General features: G+C 55.1%; 15 protein-coding genes. 6 read left to right on the top strand and 9 right to left on the bottom strand.

The annotated features are described in order from the left end of the window. Nucleotides 1-38 precede the first annotated feature (38 nt). From H8F22_RS04075 to H8F22_RS04060, 4 genes are read left to right on the top strand one after another with little or no spacing between them, the layout of a single operon-like run. Nucleotides 39-1,148 carry a polysaccharide biosynthesis/export family protein gene (locus H8F22_RS04075; RefSeq protein ID WP_456107245.1) on the top strand — a complete coding sequence of 370 codons (1,110 nt, stop codon included), beginning with the start codon at nt 39-41 and terminating at the stop codon, nt 1,146-1,148. A 14-nt stretch (nt 1,149-1,162) separates the two neighbouring features. After that, nucleotides 1,163-1,828: a YjbF family lipoprotein gene (locus H8F22_RS04070; protein WP_027921645.1), complete on the top strand. Its 666-nt coding sequence runs from the start codon at nt 1,163-1,165 to the stop codon at nt 1,826-1,828. Continuing rightward, nucleotides 1,825-2,586: a capsule biosynthesis GfcC family protein gene (locus H8F22_RS04065; protein ID WP_027921644.1), complete on the top strand. Its 762-nt coding sequence runs from the start codon at nt 1,825-1,827 to the stop codon at nt 2,584-2,586. The genes H8F22_RS04070 and H8F22_RS04065 overlap by 4 nt, the downstream gene beginning before the upstream one ends. Next, complete coding sequence (locus H8F22_RS04060) at nt 2,583-4,661, top strand: YjbH domain-containing protein (RefSeq protein WP_194939779.1); 2,079 nt, start codon at nt 2,583-2,585, stop codon at nt 4,659-4,661. The genes H8F22_RS04065 and H8F22_RS04060 overlap by 4 nt, the downstream gene beginning before the upstream one ends. A 178-nt stretch (nt 4,662-4,839) precedes the next feature. Here H8F22_RS04060 and H8F22_RS04055 read toward each other — a convergent pair whose 3' ends face one another. The 4 genes from H8F22_RS04055 to H8F22_RS04040 all read right to left on the bottom strand — a co-directional run bounded on the left by H8F22_RS04055 (nt 4,840) and on the right by H8F22_RS04040 (nt 8,825). Next, nucleotides 4,840-6,234 carry an undecaprenyl-phosphate glucose phosphotransferase gene (locus tag H8F22_RS04055; protein WP_027921642.1) on the bottom strand — a complete coding sequence of 465 codons (1,395 nt, stop codon included), beginning with the start codon at nt 6,232-6,234 and terminating at the stop codon, nt 4,840-4,842. Between the two features lie 356 nt (nt 6,235-6,590). Further along, nucleotides 6,591-7,265: a winged helix-turn-helix domain-containing protein gene (locus tag H8F22_RS04050; protein WP_027921641.1), complete on the bottom strand. Its 675-nt coding sequence runs from the start codon at nt 7,263-7,265 to the stop codon at nt 6,591-6,593. A gap of 29 nt (nt 7,266-7,294) precedes the next feature. Then, nucleotides 7,295-7,897, bottom strand: a complete 603-nt coding sequence (locus H8F22_RS04045) for an EAL domain-containing protein (protein WP_194939778.1) — start codon at nt 7,895-7,897, stop codon at nt 7,295-7,297. 187 nt (nt 7,898-8,084) lie between these two features. Beyond that, nucleotides 8,085-8,825 carry a winged helix-turn-helix domain-containing protein gene (locus H8F22_RS04040; protein ID WP_059181285.1) on the bottom strand — a complete coding sequence of 247 codons (741 nt, stop codon included), beginning with the start codon at nt 8,823-8,825 and terminating at the stop codon, nt 8,085-8,087. A 487-nt stretch (nt 8,826-9,312) separates the two neighbouring features. On the opposite strand from H8F22_RS04040, the gene H8F22_RS04035 reads away from it, so the two are divergent. Further along, nucleotides 9,313-10,146, top strand: coding sequence for an undecaprenyl-diphosphate phosphatase (locus H8F22_RS04035; protein ID WP_059181284.1), 834 nt, complete (start codon nt 9,313-9,315; stop codon nt 10,144-10,146). A 47-nt stretch (nt 10,147-10,193) separates the two neighbouring features. Here H8F22_RS04035 and dusA read toward each other — a convergent pair whose 3' ends face one another. Together dusA and H8F22_RS04025 are read right to left on the bottom strand one after the other, a co-directional pair. Next, nucleotides 10,194-11,189, bottom strand: coding sequence for a tRNA dihydrouridine(20/20a) synthase DusA (dusA, locus tag H8F22_RS04030; protein WP_081743876.1), 996 nt, complete (start codon nt 11,187-11,189; stop codon nt 10,194-10,196). A gap of 314 nt (nt 11,190-11,503) precedes the next feature. After that, the gene (locus H8F22_RS04025) at nt 11,504-12,109 is read right to left on the bottom strand and encodes a transglycosylase SLT domain-containing protein (RefSeq protein WP_027921636.1); all 606 of its coding nucleotides are present in this window, start codon (nt 12,107-12,109) and stop codon (nt 11,504-11,506) included. 287 nt (nt 12,110-12,396) lie between these two features. Between H8F22_RS04025 and H8F22_RS04020 the strand changes: the two genes are divergently transcribed. Further along, complete coding sequence (locus H8F22_RS04020) at nt 12,397-12,615, top strand: hypothetical protein (RefSeq protein ID WP_027921635.1); 219 nt, start codon at nt 12,397-12,399, stop codon at nt 12,613-12,615. A gap of 122 nt (nt 12,616-12,737) precedes the next feature. Here the strand turns inward: H8F22_RS04020 and H8F22_RS04015 are convergent, their stop codons facing one another. The 3 genes from H8F22_RS04015 to copC form a co-directional block, all read right to left on the bottom strand. Beyond that, complete coding sequence (locus H8F22_RS04015) at nt 12,738-13,523, bottom strand: transporter substrate-binding domain-containing protein (protein ID WP_027921634.1); 786 nt, start codon at nt 13,521-13,523, stop codon at nt 12,738-12,740. Between the two features lie 75 nt (nt 13,524-13,598). Further along, nucleotides 13,599-14,543 (bottom strand): copper homeostasis membrane protein CopD, encoded by a 945-nt coding sequence (gene copD / locus H8F22_RS04010; protein ID WP_027921633.1) that lies wholly within the window; start codon nt 14,541-14,543, stop codon nt 13,599-13,601. Between the two features lie 3 nt (nt 14,544-14,546). Then, nucleotides 14,547-14,918 (bottom strand): copper homeostasis periplasmic binding protein CopC, encoded by a 372-nt coding sequence (gene copC / locus H8F22_RS04005; protein ID WP_027921632.1) that lies wholly within the window; start codon nt 14,916-14,918, stop codon nt 14,547-14,549. Between the last annotated feature and the right edge of the window lie 36 nt (nt 14,919-14,954).

The following is a 14,954-nucleotide window of genomic DNA, read 5'->3' as shown; positions in this document are numbered from 1 at the left end:
CTTGTTTTGGGTTTGCCCTTGAATAGCGTAGTGCCATTATGATTCGTAGTGTTCCTTTTTTAATGCTGGCAAGTATTGCTTTGCAAGGTTGTATGTTTTCGCCGGGGCAACATCTGAGCACCAGTGATATCACGCGCGAAGGTGCCAGCGAAAGCAGTCGGGTCGAGCTGATTCCGATCACCCCCAAGCTCATCGCCATGGACAGGGCAACACAGGTCCATGAGTCACTCCCTCCGGAGTTGTTGACCACACCCGCCGAATATCGCATTGGTAATAACGATGTCTTGTACATCACGGTATGGGATCACCCCGAGCTGACAGCACCTTCCGGCGCGCAGCAGCAGATCGATGCAAACGGCCGTCTGGTTCGTTCCGATGGCACGCTCTACTACCCCTACATCAAAGAAGTCCAGGCCGCCGGCAAGACCATCCAGCAACTGCGATCCGATATCGCCGAGAAGTTGTCGACCTTCATTTCGGACCCGCAAGTGGATGTCGCGGTGTTGCGCTTTGCCAGTCAGAAAGTGGTGGTGTCGGGCGCTGTGTTGAAAGCCGGTCCGCAAGCCATTTCCACCAATCCGCTCAACGTTGTTGAAGCCTTGGGTTCCGCCGGCATTGACCCGCTTAATGCTGACTTGTCCGGGTTGCTGTTGACGCGAAACGGGCGGGTATATCCGCTGAATCTGGATGCACTCAATCAACAGAATGCCGAGTTGCAAAAGGTCTACCTCAGAGGCGGCGATCAGTTGTACCTGCCGTACAACGACAGCAAGAAGATTTACGTCATGGGCGAGGTCAATCAGCCACGCGCGTTGACCTTCAAGACCCGCACCATGAATCTTTCTGACGTTATTGGCTCGGTAGGCGGGTTGAACCAGACCACCTCTAACGGCAACGCCGTGTACGTCATCCGGGGCGTAGAAAACCTCGATGTAGAACCCGCCAAAATCTACCAGCTGCAAGCCGAGTCGCCTTCCGCCATGGCGCTCGCCACCCACTTCGATGTTCGCCCCCAGGACATTGTTTATGTGGGCCCTGCCAACGTCACCCGCTGGAACCGCTTCATCAGTCAATTGGTGCCATCGGCCTCGATTCTGGGCATGGGCGCTGCCGCACAAAACAACTTAAGCGAAGCTAACTCCCGATAAGGTCTGGTCCAACTGTGAGAACGTTGAAAGTTAGCGTCTGCTTGATGGCGGCCTTGCTGTTGTGTGGATGTAACCCGCTGATGAAGGCCACGCTGGCGAACTTCAAAGCCGTGGCCGGCGGGCCCGACGACCTGGAATTGACCCCGGCGCAAATAGCCGAAGTTCGCTACCCCCAACTCAAGCTGACCACCCCTTCCGGTGTAGGGGTGTTGGCGATGGTGCGTGAACGAGGTGACTTGCAGTACTGGGTCGCATCCGGCAAGCAGGTGCTGTTACTGCGCGATGGCCTGGCGGTTCGAAGTGTCGGACTGGGCTTCGACGGGGATCTGGACGGGACCCGTTTTGAAGCGGTCTCGCCGTTCAAACAAGGGCTGCATTCGCTGCCCGATGGCTACACCAGCCAGCGCTGGATCGATCTCTATCACGGCTATGAAGTGGGGGTTGCCGTGAGCAGTCGCTTCACGCGACACCCCATGGAAACCATCAGGATTCTGGACAAGGAGTACGCCGTGATGCGTGTCGATGAGCGTATTGATGCACCGGCTATCGGCCTGCACGCAACCAATCATTATTGGGTCAATCCGCAGAACGGTTTCATCCTGCAGAGCGAGCAGCAACTGACTGCACAGCTCAGGGTCACGATCGTTCAGCTGACCTCTGAACGCAGGACTGTCCGTTGAAGTTTCCCAAGGTTTTATGGACGTGCCTGTGGTTGATCTCCGGCGGCGTGAGCGCGGCGGTGTCCGTTAGTGGCGACGTGCGCAATCCGGGGCCCGTTGAGCTGCAACCCGGTGCTCGCGTGCTGGATGTGATGCGCGTCGCGCAACCCAATCCTGAAGGCTACTGGCTGGCGGCGGCCTGGCTGCGACGGCCCTTGCTCGAAGAGCAGACTCGGCTTAAAGCCGGCGTCTTGTTCGATCTGAAAGTGCTGCAGCGTACCGCGTTGCTCCTGGATCTACCCAGTCGAGCGGCGCTGGCGTTGCGGTTGTACGAGCAAGTCAGCCATTTGCCCGTCACGGGGCGCCAGGTGGCCGTGCTGGACCCGATCTCGGTCGAGGTCGGGTTCGCGCTCAATTTTCGCGTGGCTGACGGCGACAGCCTGATCTACCCGATGCGTTCCGATGTCGTTGAAGTGTTGGGCGCTGTCGCCGCACCGTGCCGGGTTGCGTATCGCGCCATGCAGGAAGCGCGGGATTACCTGCAAGGGTGTTCGCCGCTGGCCGATGCTGAAGCCGATTACCTGTGGATCATTCAGCCCGATGGCATCACCCGTCGGGTCGGCATTGCGCCGTGGAATCGCGAGAGCGGGCAGGTGCCTGCGGCTGGCAGCAAAATCCTGGTCCCTGTCAAAAACGATGATCTTAGTCCGCCTATACCTGAACTGAATCAGCAGTTGGCCGAATTTCTTGCCACGCAACTGGCTGGGGTGGTTCCTTGAATTTACGTTTTGCTGCAGTACTGTTGTTGCCTTGTGGTCTGGCTCATGCAGAGCCGCGATTTACCCAGAGTGATTTTGGCGGCGTGGGCTTGATGCAGACGCCGACGGCCCGAATGGCGCCGGCCGGCGAGCTGAGCGTGAATGCCAGCCGCACCAGCCCCTATAGCCGCTACAGCGTGTCCTTGCAGCCCTTTGAGTGGCTGGAAGGCTCGTTTCGCTATACCGCAATCACCAACCGCAAATATGGCCCCGAGTCCCTGAGTGGCGACCAGAGCTATAAAGACAAGGCCGTGGACCTAAAGCTGCGCCTGTGGCAAGAAAGCCACTGGGCGCCCGAGTTGGCCGTAGGGTTTCGCGACATCGGGGGTACCGGTCTGTTCTCCAGTGAGTTCGTGGTCGCCAACAAGCGCTATGACGACTTCGATTTCAGCGCGGGTGTTGCCTGGGGCTACTTGGGCAATCGCGGCGATTTCGATAACCCGTTGGGGTGGGTCGATGATCGTTTCAAAACCCGGCCAGCCAGTGAAGGCACCGGCGACGTCAATACCAATGCCTACTTCCGTGGGCGTCCTTCGTTGTTCGGCGGCGTGACCTACCAGACGCCTTGGGAGCCGCTCAGCCTGAAACTGGAATACGAAGGCAACGACTATAAGAACGAGCCGAAGGACAACCAGATCAAGCAGGACTCGCCGGTGAACATCGGCGCGGTGTTCAAGCTGACCGATTCGGTTGATCTCAGCGCTGGCTGGGAGCGCGGCAATACCGCCATGTTCGGCATCACCCTGCACACCAACTTCGTCAGCCGCAAGGCACCCACCAAGACCTACGATCCACCTGCGGAGCGTCTGCCGGCCCATGCACCGGTCACCGCGCCGGATCAGGTCAACTGGGCCAACGTCGCCCAACGACTGCAGCAAAATGCAGGCTACAACGTTGAGCGCATTACCCAGCGCGGCTCAGAGTTATTGGTGTACGGCGAACAGTCGAATTATTTCTATTCGGCAAAAGCTGTCGGCCGCGCCAGCCGGATTCTGGACAACAGCGTTAATGACGATATCGACTGGTTTACCTTGGTAAACAAGCGCTACGACATGCCGCTGGACGAAACCAGTGTGCCTCGCGAGACCTTTCGCGAAGTGGTCAACAATGAAGAACCACTGCAAAGCCTGCACCGTACGACCGAGGTCAACGCGCCGGTGCCGCACCGGGAGACCACGCTCTATACCGGCACGCTCCAACCCTTCAACTACGGGCTTGGGCTGGGTTACAAACAGAACGTCGGTGGCCCTGACGGTTTGCTCTATCAGTTGACTGCCGATGCGGACGCCGAGTACCGCTTCACACGCAATACCTGGTGGAGCGGCCTGCTCAGTGCCAATCTGGTGAACAACTACGACAACTTCACCTACGACGCGCCGAGTGGCCTGCCCCGGGTGCGGACGGACCTGCGCAAGTACCTGACGACCTCGGATGTGACGATGCCGATGTTCCAGCTCAGTCATGCCGAGCAACTGGATAAAGACCTGTATGGCATGGTCTACGGTGGCTACCTGGAATCGATGTTTGCCGGCGTTGGCGGTGAGGTGCTGTTCCGTCCGATGGGGCAGGGCTGGTCTGTCGGCGCGGACCTGAACTACGTGCGTCAGCGCGAGTTTGACCAAGGCTTTGGCCTGAGGGACTACTCGACCGTTACCGGCCACATCACGGGTTATACCGACCTGCCTTTCGAATCCCAGGCGGCCGTCAGCGTCGGTCGTTATCTGGCGCGGGATTGGGGCGCCACACTCGACTTGTCTCGGCAGTTCAACAATGGCGTGAAATTCGGGGCCTGGGCCACGTTGACCACTGCAACCAGCGCGGAATATGGCGAAGGCAGTTTCGACAAGGGCATTTACATCTCCATTCCATTCGATGAAATGATGAGTATGTCGACAATGCGTCGCGCCAATATCGTCTGGTCACCGCTGACCCGCGACGGTGGTGCAAGGCTCAATCGCAGCTACTCGCTGCATGCCATGACCGAGAGCCGTGACAGCGATTTGTTCTATCGCAACTTCGGCAAGATCACCGAGTGAAGGGCGGGCGATCTACAGCGCAACTGACGTTGTAGATCGCACCGTATCCACTGCAAGACATGGCGCCGTATTCTCTGCGCTATCCCACGCTTGAATCAGCACTGCAACCTGATCGACGCCCATGAAAAAGGGGACTTGCGTCCCCTTGTGGTGTTGCTTGTGTCTGTCTACCAAGCCATCAATAAATGTCTTTGGACAGCAAGGTGAAAGGCGTCTTCACCAGGATCTTCAGGTCCAGCCACAACGACCAGTTGTTGATGTACTTAAGGTCGATCTCCACCCGTTTCTGCATCTTGTCCAGGGTGTCCGTTTCACCGCGGCAACCGTTGATTTGAGCCAGCCCGGTAATCCCCGGTTTGATTCGGTGACGGGCCATGTAGGCGAGGATTTTCCCGGAGTAGTAGTTGTTGTGTGCAACGGCGTGCGGACGTGGCCCGACCAATGCCATGTGGCCTTGCAGCACATTGATCAGCTGCGGCAATTCATCGAGCGAAGTACGGCGGATAAAACGTCCAACCGGGGTAATCCGCGAATCGTTACGACTGGCCTGCTTGACCTCGTGATCATCGTGTACGCGCATCGAGCGAAACTTCCAGACCTGGATCACCTTGCCGTTCCAGCCGTGACGGTCCTGCTTGAAGAACACCGGGCCTGGCGAATTGAGTTTCACCGCCAAGGCAATGAGCAACAACAGGGGGCTTAGAAGGACAATGGCCAACAACGCCACGCTCTTTTCCAGCAGGCTTTTACTCAGTGCGGCGGTGGGCTGGCTGGTCAACGGGCTTTCATTCAGGTAGATCGCCGGCAAGCCGTCCACGACTCTTACTGAGTGATTGAGCAGCGTCAGACTATTCAAGTCCGGCACCCAGACCACGTCTACGTTGGCACCCAGCAAATCGATATACATGGCCTCGATTTTCGCCGCTTCGCTCAGGGGCAGCGTAATGTACAACCGTCGGATGTCATGGGCTTCGATCAACTCCAGCAGTTGCTCCTGGGGGCCCACGATACGCGGTGAGCCCGGCGCCGGCGGAAGCGTGGTGTCCGTGCTGACCAGGCCCACCAGCGGGAAGTGCTCCAGGCTGCGCAGTTTGCGGGCCAATCCCAATGCCAATTCGCCAGTCCCCACGATCAGGGTCTTATGCTCGCTTTGAAGCGACCGCTGATAGTATTGCGAGAATCCGTGTAACGGGACGTACAACAGCGCTTGCCCGAGGTAACCGCAGGCGGCCCAGACCAGGATAAGTTGACGAGAAAACAGTTCGTCAGCCTTACAGATAAACGCGACACAGGCTAACGCGGCCAATGTCATTGACCAACCCATGAACAAACGTCCCAAGCCCGTCAGATAGTTATCTTTCTTTGCATAGACGCCGCACCATGTATAGGCGGGAACCGAAGCAAGTACAGTCAGAATTGCACAGACTCGATAATAGAACTCTAGCGTTCCGGTGTGGTAATAAACCAATGAAAACAACAGGGCAACTACAAAGCCCTGACCCAGTGCCCATTGTCCCCAGAAGGTCAATCCTTTGAGGTGGGTATTTCGATTGATACGAAGATTGTTAACCATGCGATATCCCCAAAATACGTCCATTCGCGCGTCGACAGACAACAGCCAAAGTTGATGAAGCAAACGTTATTATTTTTATAAGATGGCAAAGCATTAGTGAGCGAATTGCCACTATGCGGTGCGCTCGCCAGTGAATAGATTAATTTATTGGGGAGAGGGCTGTCTGACGACTTCTAACGGCTGATAAGTTCTGCGGGTTGTTGATCTTGAACGGCGGGGTGTTAGAAATAGTCGATAAATGTAAGTTGGGGTGGCATGGCATGTTTGGAGGGGGATTTCAGCTGCGAGGGGGGGAGTATAAGATAGTGTGCTTTCTTATTTTTGTAATGCACTACCCGCAGGGTCGTTGCGTTTTTTCAGGTGAGGCTTTTCCCTCGTATGATTTTTTGTGTCAGGCAATAACCTCGGTTCCTGACCGCTCGGAACAGGCGTTCGCCGTTACTGGCGTTTTTAAACTTTTCCTGTAGTCGACTAAGGCACATCTCGAGACCTCGATAATGTTCCGGCTCCCTGCCGATGCTCCGAATAAGATCATCTTTGCTCACGACGCGATCATCATGGTTGAGCATTTTTTTGACCAGCGCGGCCTCGAGGCCAGTCAAGACAATCTCGATATCATCTCTGATCAGAGCTCCGTTGCCGTTGCTCAGTCGCCAGGCTTCTGCATGGGAATTGAGTGGCTTGGCCGCCGTGTACATGGCGTCCGAGGCTTCATCTGTACGAGCGTTGCTGTTATTGAATCGCGTGTCGGGCTGGACTGTTCGCCACTCGGATTCGAATGACGAAAGCATACGCTGTGTATCACGTTTGATAACAGGCGGGACAATACTGTCCAGGTGAGGGGAAAAAAACTCCATGAGCTTAGGGGGGGAAGAGGGTGGGGCAACACCTTCGACAAACATTTTTGCCTGTGAGGTGCCAAATGAGTTGTATCGCTTGTTCGACAGCAATGCTTCCAGCTCAAGTTGTAATGCCGAGCTGTGAGTAACGACGACAAAATATTTTCTGGGGAGGGTTGTGCTGCTTTCCATGTCTTCTCTCCTGAAGTGCACTTTCGGTTTTAATTCAAAAGGATGTCGGCAGGGGAGTAATGGCTCCCTTGGAAGTAATCAAAGGGCAACGCGCGTGCCAGTACATGACTGGCAGACTGCTCGACTCTGTCGGCTATGAAGACGACTTTGGTGGTGTGAGTCAGCATGGTCATGCGTTCATGAAGTCGATTGAATAACTCAGGGTTGCCAGTTTGTTTAAGGTTCAAGTCTAGGGTTGGAAGGGGTATTTTTATATAGTCGAATAGGTTCAGGGTGGTAAAGAGTTCGATACTTTCGTCGTGGATATCATAGCCGTCGAAAGCAATCTCTATCCCATGATCTTTCAGCAGATAAATGTTGTTGAGGATTTTCTTTTTGTCGGTGAAACTCACCGCTGAAAGAGGCAACTCATTGAGCGCGACAGCCAGTGTCTGGCCAAAGTTACTCAGCGCATCGTTGCACTGGATCAACTCTTCGGTGAGTGCAGGACTGGCGAGATCTGATTGCCCTACGCAAACGAATCGCCGGCTCAGGTATTTATTTTCGCTGGAAACATTGCGGTCTTTCAGCGAAAAGGCAATCAGCCGGGTCTGCATCAGTACTTCACTGTAGATGCCACTCATCTGCTTCATGGGTGGTGCACTGCAGGCACGTGCGGGCGGAACCTGACTGTCGTCAAATTGTATTCTGATCTCGCTGCCAAATGGGCAGTCATCGCGAGTGAGGATCAATTGTCGAGATAAATAATGACTCGCACGATAGATGTGAGACGCGCTCCCCGTTGCGTTCATACTGCAATTACTCCCTTGATACTAATCATCAGGCGGTCGAGATCAGACCCCTGATTAAACGATAACCATGGCCACGAATACTTTGAATAGCATTTGTGCCATATAGGCCTTTTATCTTTCCACGAAGGCGGCTGATGGATTTTTCCAAGGCCCTTGGGTCATAAAAATTAATATTAAGCCCCATGATTCTGGCGATTTCATCGTGGCTCAATATTTGATTTTTTGTGCCGGAAAATGCTTCTAGTATCTTCATTTCCGGAAACGATACGTCCAGTCTTTTACAGTCTCCAATCAGGCACATGCGAGTGGGGTCCAGAAGCAGATTATGTTGCTTCTGCCATTCCGCGCTATTAAAAAACTCGGAAAGCACGTCCGAGTTTTCGTCTGCCAAAGTACCAAACTTAATACAATAGTCGGCCCCGGCAAGATAATATTTCATCTTGTTGTAGGTGCCTCTACCGGTGATCGCTACAAAAATAAGGAGTGCATGGTTGTCAGCACGCATATTTTCAACGAGGGCAAGGCTCTCAACAAACGCTTGAGGGCTGTCAATGACAATGAAGACAGCCCGGTATGAATGAACGTCTTGATTTTTTCTGAAAGAGTTGCTGTAGCACGTTGTATCAACAGGTATATCATTCGGGACGTGGCTTGCTAATAGAGTCTTAAAGTCCTCCACTAACGTTTGGGTCCGCCCAATGGTGAGAATACCGATCACCTCCTTCGCGTGACTGTGGCTGGTAGTCGTTATTTTCCCTGTAAGCATCATGCTTTGACTCGGCTGGGTGCTGACGTTCGAATGTTAAAGCACTGATTCTCATCTGTGACTGACAATTGGTAACATTTCATGGGGTTTTCTCGCAGGCATCACATTTTTTTAACATTGCTGGTGAATTTGTTAGAAATCATTGCACTTCTGTGTAGTTGATGGTTGCAGGCAAAAGAGTGTCATTGTGCCATCTTTCGGCTTGTTCTCCCGCCTTTCCAGCGCAGTACCCTGTGCTTCTGGTTAACCCGGCCGCTGCGTGACTTTATGAGGGGAGTGTTATGAATGATCAGCTGGCAGGTTGGATTGAGCTTTTCTTTGGTGCTGAACTAACTGCTATTGATCCTTGTATAACATCAGGGTTGTCAGGTGTAGTGCTGGACAATAATTAACAAGGTGTTCTCATGCGCGGCTGAATGCGTTTTACTCTCTGTTTAACGATGCATTAAAAGCACGTCAGCGGACGTGTTTTTTTTGATGGGGAGGATTGATGGATTTTTGGACTACTGTATCGGTATTGATTTTAGGCGTGGTCGAAGGGCTGACAGAGTTTTTGCCTATATCAAGTACAGGGCATCAAATTATTGTCGCGGACTTGCTCGATTTCGGTGGTCAGCGAGCAATGGCCTTCAATATCATCATTCAACTGGGTGCAATCCTGGCGGTGGTCTGGGAGTTTCGTCGCAAGATCCTCGAAATCATCACGGGCTTGCCAACTCAACGTAATGCACAACGTTTTACCTTGAACTTGCTGATCGGTTTTATGCCGGCCGTGGTCTTGGGCGTATTGTTCGCCGACAAGATCCATGAGTATCTGTTTAATCCCATCACCGTGGCAGTGGCGTTGGTAGTGGGCGGCTTTATCATGTTGTGGGCAGAGCGGCGGGAACATGTGGTGTATGTCGATCATGTTGACGACATGCGCTGGACCGACGCTCTAAAGGTCGGCTTCGCACAGTGCCTGGCAATGATTCCGGGCACCTCACGCTCTGGATCGACCATTATCGGTGGGTTGCTTTTTGGCCTGTCGCGCAAGGCCGCCACCGAGTTTTCGTTCTTCCTCGCCATGCCGACCATGGTCGGTGCCGCGGTCTACTCAGGCTACAAGTATCGAGACCTGTTCCAGGCCGCCGACCTGCCAGTGTTTGCCCTGGGTTTTGTCACCGCGTTCTTGTTCGCCATGATCGCTGTGCGCGGCTTGCTCAAGTTCATCGCCAACCACAGTTACGCGGTATTCGCCTGGTACCGGATCGCATTCGGTTTATTGATCCTGGCAACCTGGGCATTTGGCTGGGTTAACTGGACTGAGGCGGCAGCGCTCTGATACACCAACCAGGCTGCGAGAAATGCAGCCTGGTTTTTCGCTAACCGTTAGCGCCCCTCAAGTAACTCCGCCGCCTGATCCAGCAACGCCAACGGCTCTTTAGCCTTGTGAATATCTACCGACAACAACTGCCGAAACTTGCGCGCTCCCGGAAAACCGGTGCCCAGGCCCAGCACATGCCGGGTGATATGGTGCATCGAGCCACCCGCATCGAGGTGTGCGGCAATGTAAGGCCGCAACTGCGCCAGCGCCTCGGCACGGCTGATCACCGGTGCCGTACTGCCGAAAAGTTGCTGATCCACCTCAGCCATCACATAAGGATTGTGGTACGCCTCGCGCCCCAACATCACGCCGTCGAACGTCTGCAAATGTTCGTGACAGGCCTCCAGCGTCTTGATCCCGCCGTTGAGAATAATCTCCAACTCCGGAAAGTCCGTCTTCAACTGCGCTGCCACGTCATAACGCAGGGGCGGAATGTCGCGGTTCTCCTTGGGCGACAACCCCTCCAGAATTGCAATCCGCGCATGCACCGTAAAACTCGTGCACCCGGCGTCCCGAACCGTGCCGACGAAATCACACAGCTCCTCGTAACTGTCCCGCCCATTGATCCCGATGCGGTGCTTCACCGTCACCGGAATCGACACCGCATCGCGCATCGCCTTCACACAATCCGCCACCAACTGCGGATGCCCCATCAGGCACGCGCCGATCATGTTGTTCTGCACCCGATCACTTGGGCAGCCGACGTTGAGATTCACCTCGTCGTAGCCGTGTTCCTGGGCCATGCGGGCGCAGGCGGCGAGGTCCAGCGGGACACTGCCACCGAGCTGCAGGGCGAGCGGGTGTTCGGCTTCGTTGTGACGCAGGAAACGCTCGTGATCGCCGTTGAGCAGCGCGCCGGTCGTGACCATTTCGGTGTAGAGGAGGGCGTTTTTCGACAATAGGCGTAGGAAAAAACGGCAGTGTCTATCAGTCCAATCCATCATCGGGGCGACGGAGAAGCGGCGGGAGAGCGGGGCGGGTGCGGCAGTGATTGGGGGCATTGGGGGTCTGGAATCGGTGGGGCGAAAGACCGGAGTTTATCAGGAATGGGCTGGTTGGGTTGAGGCGAGTCCTGCGAGATAGCCCTCCGGACGCCGGGAATGGTATTGAGCGAGACAGTCATCAGGCGGACTGATGGCATCTGGCTATAAATTGCAAAGCTGTTTAAGGAGCGTATTGGTCAGATTCCCAGAGGTCAGGCCGACCTGTTCAAAGTTGAGAGGCCTGTAGAGGCTTGCTGATTTTTGAACTGAAAGGGAGGCGACGCATTAAACAGCTCCGCCCCTTTCTCGTACATTCTCGTCAAGGGCCCAACTCAAAAAAACCAACTGCGATTATCTTCCAGTGCCTGGCGACAAAGCTTGAGCTGCGAATTATAACTTTGTGATTGTTGTTCCACTTTGCGCGCTACCTGTATGAGCCAAGGCTTGCTGAGGTGGGTGCCGTTACGATAGCCGCCACGCCCCTCGTGGTACGCCAGATATTGGTTGTAAGCATCCCATTTCGAGATCCCGAGTTGGCGCTGGGTGCCGGTTGTGTACCAGCCTATGAACATGATCGCGTCATCAAAGTTGTCACGCGAGCCGCCATTGCCAGTGCCGTTTTTGTACTCACCCCACACCGGGTCTTGCGCTTGCGCATAGCCGTAGGCGGAACTGACTCGACCCCAAGGGATGACCCACAACAGGTAGTCGCGGGGTGGCAAGGCATCGGAAATAAAACTGCTTTCTTGCTTCATGATGGCCATCGCCACATGTTGAGGCGTGCCCCACTTCTCCTGCATCTTCAGCGAGTCTTCATACCAGTCAGGGTATTCACGATAGATGTTGCAGAGGTTGTTCTGGTCTTTGGGGGGGGGCGTTGCGCAACCCGTCAAGGTCAGCAGCATCAATACAGGTAGCCATGTTCGCCATTGCTTCATTCATCGTGTCTCGGAAAAGAGTAAGGGCGACGTCAGCCCATCCATATTGCTCATGGCTCGCGTGGAGCAAAGCACCGCTAGCAACGTCTGATGACATTTGGCTGGATGGGGTCACCCGTTAAGCGATTGGCTTTGTAACGTTCTGCGACCATTGAACTGACCAAAACTGCGATTCCTGAACCAACGCTGTCGCCCCGCAAAGTTTCATAATCCCTACCGACATTGCAGCCTAGGATGACAACTCAAGCTCGTATCACCGCGCCCTCCATCCCACAGGGAACTGAAAAATGATCTCGAATCTCTTCAAAGTTGTGCTAGTCGGTGGTGCAGTGCTGTTGAGCGCCTGTTCGGGTGCAAGTACCCATAGCGAATATTCGGAAGCCACGCTGCCGTCTGCCGGTTTTGGCCCGGGGCCGACCAACAACCCCAGCAAGATGAATGTGCATGGCAGTGCGCTTGGTAACAGTTTCGGCGAGTACAGTTCGGGGTTGTTGCACGACGATTAACTAACGGCGGAAGTGTTTCCGCCGTTTTGTGTTTTGCCTGATAGGGCGTGTAGGTAGGCGAGGGCGACTGCTGCGCAGTCGGACGCAGGCTTCGCCAGCTGCTACAGGGGGGAGTTGGCGGGTTATTTAGTCTCGGGCGTTGCTATCCACTGACTCAGGACTTTTTGGTAACTGCCCGTCACCTTGGCCAGGTGCAGCCACTGATCGACATACAACTTCCAGGTGATGTCGTCGCGCGGTAGCAGGTAAGCCTTTTCCCCATACTGCATAAACTTGCTCGGGTTCACTGCGCACAAACCGGGTTTGAGTTTCTGCTGGTACAGCGCTTCCGACGCATCGGTAATCATCACGTCAGCCTTCTTGTCCAGCAGTTCCTGGAAGATGCTCACGTTGTCGTGAAGGCTCAATTGCGCCTTGGGCAGGAAGGCGTGAACAAACGCTTCGTTCGTACCACCAGCCGGTTCAACCAGGCGCACTGAAGGCTGGTTGATTTGCTCGATGGTTTGGTACAGCGCCTGATCGTCGCAACGCACTAGCGGGATCTTGCCGTCGACGTCCAGCGTGGTGCTGAAGAAGGCTTTTTTCTGCCGTTCCAGTGTCACCGAGATACCGCCCATGCCGATGTCGCACTTACCCGCCAGCATGTCCGGCATCAGGGTTTTCCAGGTAGTGGGTACCCATTCAACTTTGACACCGAGGCTGTCCGCCAGTGAGCGGGCCATGGCGATGTCGATGCCTGAGTATTCGCCGTCCTCGGCTTTGGAGGTATAGGGTTTGTAGTCACCCGTGGTGCATACGCGAAGTTGGCCTTGCTGGATGATGCTGTCCAGATGCGAAGGTTCTGCCTGAACGCCAAACGATAGAGCGAACAAACCACCGAGCATCATTGTGCTTTTTATGTTCTTCATTGTTCTCGGACTTTTTTGATGGATTCTCATCAGCCCAGCGATAACGCAGAGCCGTCCCCGAACGCATCATAAACACTAAATGCTGTTCTGGGGTTTGAGTGCCAGTTCTGGACTCAACGTCCCCAACCACGCCACCAAACCTACAATCAATACCGCCGCTGCCAATTCCACCCACACGCTGCGCCGCAATGCATTGGCGGCGACCTGATATTGACCGTCTCGTAGCGACCGCTCCAAAAATGGCCCGAGGTGAAAGCGATTCAACGCCGCGAGCACCAGCATCCCGGCGAACAGTGCCACTTTGATGAACAGCAAAATCCCGTAGGTGCTGAGCAATACGTCATCCAGTGTCGGGCCCACGATAAACAGATAATTCACAACGCCCGTCACCGTAATGACCACGACGATCAGCGCACCTGCCGTTTCAAACCGCGAAACCGCACGGGCCAATATTTTGATGCGCTCGTCAGTTTGCAACGCATTGATCTTCGCCATCAACGCAAACGCCACCAGCGCACCCAGCCAGGCACCAGCGCCCCACAAATGCAGAATGTCGCTGGTGAAATGCCAGTGGCGCCGACTGCCTTCATCCATCGCCCCATGTCCGCTCCACGCGAGAGAGGCGAGGGCGACACCGCCGCCAATCGAGGCGATCAACAAACTCATGCCGGGCGCGCGGAGGTTGAGCGTCACGGCCAAACCACAGACAACCAGCGCGACGATGCGCACGATCCAGGCCCATCCGACATCCGTTTCAAACACCATCATCTCGATGTGCGGACGCAGTTCAGCGAGGTCTGACTCTCCGCTCATGGCGCTCGCCATCGCCACCATGCTGACGATGGACAGCAACAGCCCCAGCCCTGCCGTCCCCGTCAACAACGACCAAAACGGCAGCACCACCCCTGACAAACGCTCCCGTCCCTGAAGGCTGTAAATCCCAAACAGCGCCAGCCCGAACAGCAGCATCAAGTCCAGGTACAACGCAAACCGCAGCGCAATGCTGACCGAGTCGCTCATCGATCACTTCACTTTGAACGTGACATTGCCGGTAATCGGGTGGGTGTCCGATGACACTGCGCGCCAATCCACTTTGTAGGTGCCGGCGGGCAGTGGCGAGAGTGGTGTGATGACCATGGTTTTCGGGTCGCTGCCCCCGCTGACTTTGGCCTTCATCGGCATGGGCGAGTGGGCCATGCCGGGCATTTCGGTCATCACCAGTTTTGCGCCAGAGAACTGGGTCATGAGGTTTTCCGAGAAGTGCAGTTCGATGGTGTTCGGTGACGCGCCCTCCGCACCCTCAGTCGGGACGGAGGAGAGCAGTTTCGGGTGCGCTTGAGCGAGTGTGCTCATCAGCAATCCGACGGCGATAGCGGTGATGTTGATGGTGCGCATGCAAGACCTCATTAAAGTGTTGTTTTGGGTGAAGAG

Source organism: Pseudomonas mucoides, assembly GCF_015461845.1.
GTDB classification, from domain to species: Bacteria; Pseudomonadota; Gammaproteobacteria; order Pseudomonadales; family Pseudomonadaceae; genus Aquipseudomonas; species Aquipseudomonas mucoides.
This window is presented reverse-complemented; position numbering and strand designations above follow the sequence as displayed.

Bases quoted from the DNA above. Each gene is read 5' to 3' on its own strand.
- H8F22_RS04075 (WP_456107245.1), top strand. From the start codon at position 39: ATGATTCGTAGTGTTCCTTTTTTAATGCTGGCAAGTATTGCTTTGCAA.
- H8F22_RS04050 (WP_027921641.1), bottom strand. From the start codon at position 7,265: ATGGAAAGCAGCACAACCCTCCCCAGAAAATATTTTGTCGTCGTTACT.
- H8F22_RS04055 (WP_027921642.1), bottom strand. From the start codon at position 6,234: ATGGTTAACAATCTTCGTATCAATCGAAATACCCACCTCAAAGGATTG.
- copD (WP_027921633.1), bottom strand. From the start codon at position 14,543: ATGAGCGACTCGGTCAGCATTGCGCTGCGGTTTGCGTTGTACCTGGAC.
- H8F22_RS04015 (WP_027921634.1), bottom strand. From the start codon at position 13,523: ATGAAGAACATAAAAAGCACAATGATGCTCGGTGGTTTGTTCGCTCTA.
- H8F22_RS04040 (WP_059181285.1), bottom strand. From the start codon at position 8,825: ATGATGCTTACAGGGAAAATAACGACTACCAGCCACAGTCACGCGAAG.
- H8F22_RS04035 (WP_059181284.1), top strand. From the start codon at position 9,313: ATGGATTTTTGGACTACTGTATCGGTATTGATTTTAGGCGTGGTCGAA.
- H8F22_RS04025 (WP_027921636.1), bottom strand. From the start codon at position 12,109: ATGAAGCAATGGCGAACATGGCTACCTGTATTGATGCTGCTGACCTTG.
- H8F22_RS04045 (WP_194939778.1), bottom strand. From the start codon at position 7,897: ATGAAGCAGATGAGTGGCATCTACAGTGAAGTACTGATGCAGACCCGG.
- copC (WP_027921632.1), bottom strand. From the start codon at position 14,918: ATGCGCACCATCAACATCACCGCTATCGCCGTCGGATTGCTGATGAGC.
- dusA (WP_081743876.1), bottom strand. From the start codon at position 11,189: ATGCCCCCAATCACTGCCGCACCCGCCCCGCTCTCCCGCCGCTTCTCC.
- H8F22_RS04020 (WP_027921635.1), top strand. From the start codon at position 12,397: ATGATCTCGAATCTCTTCAAAGTTGTGCTAGTCGGTGGTGCAGTGCTG.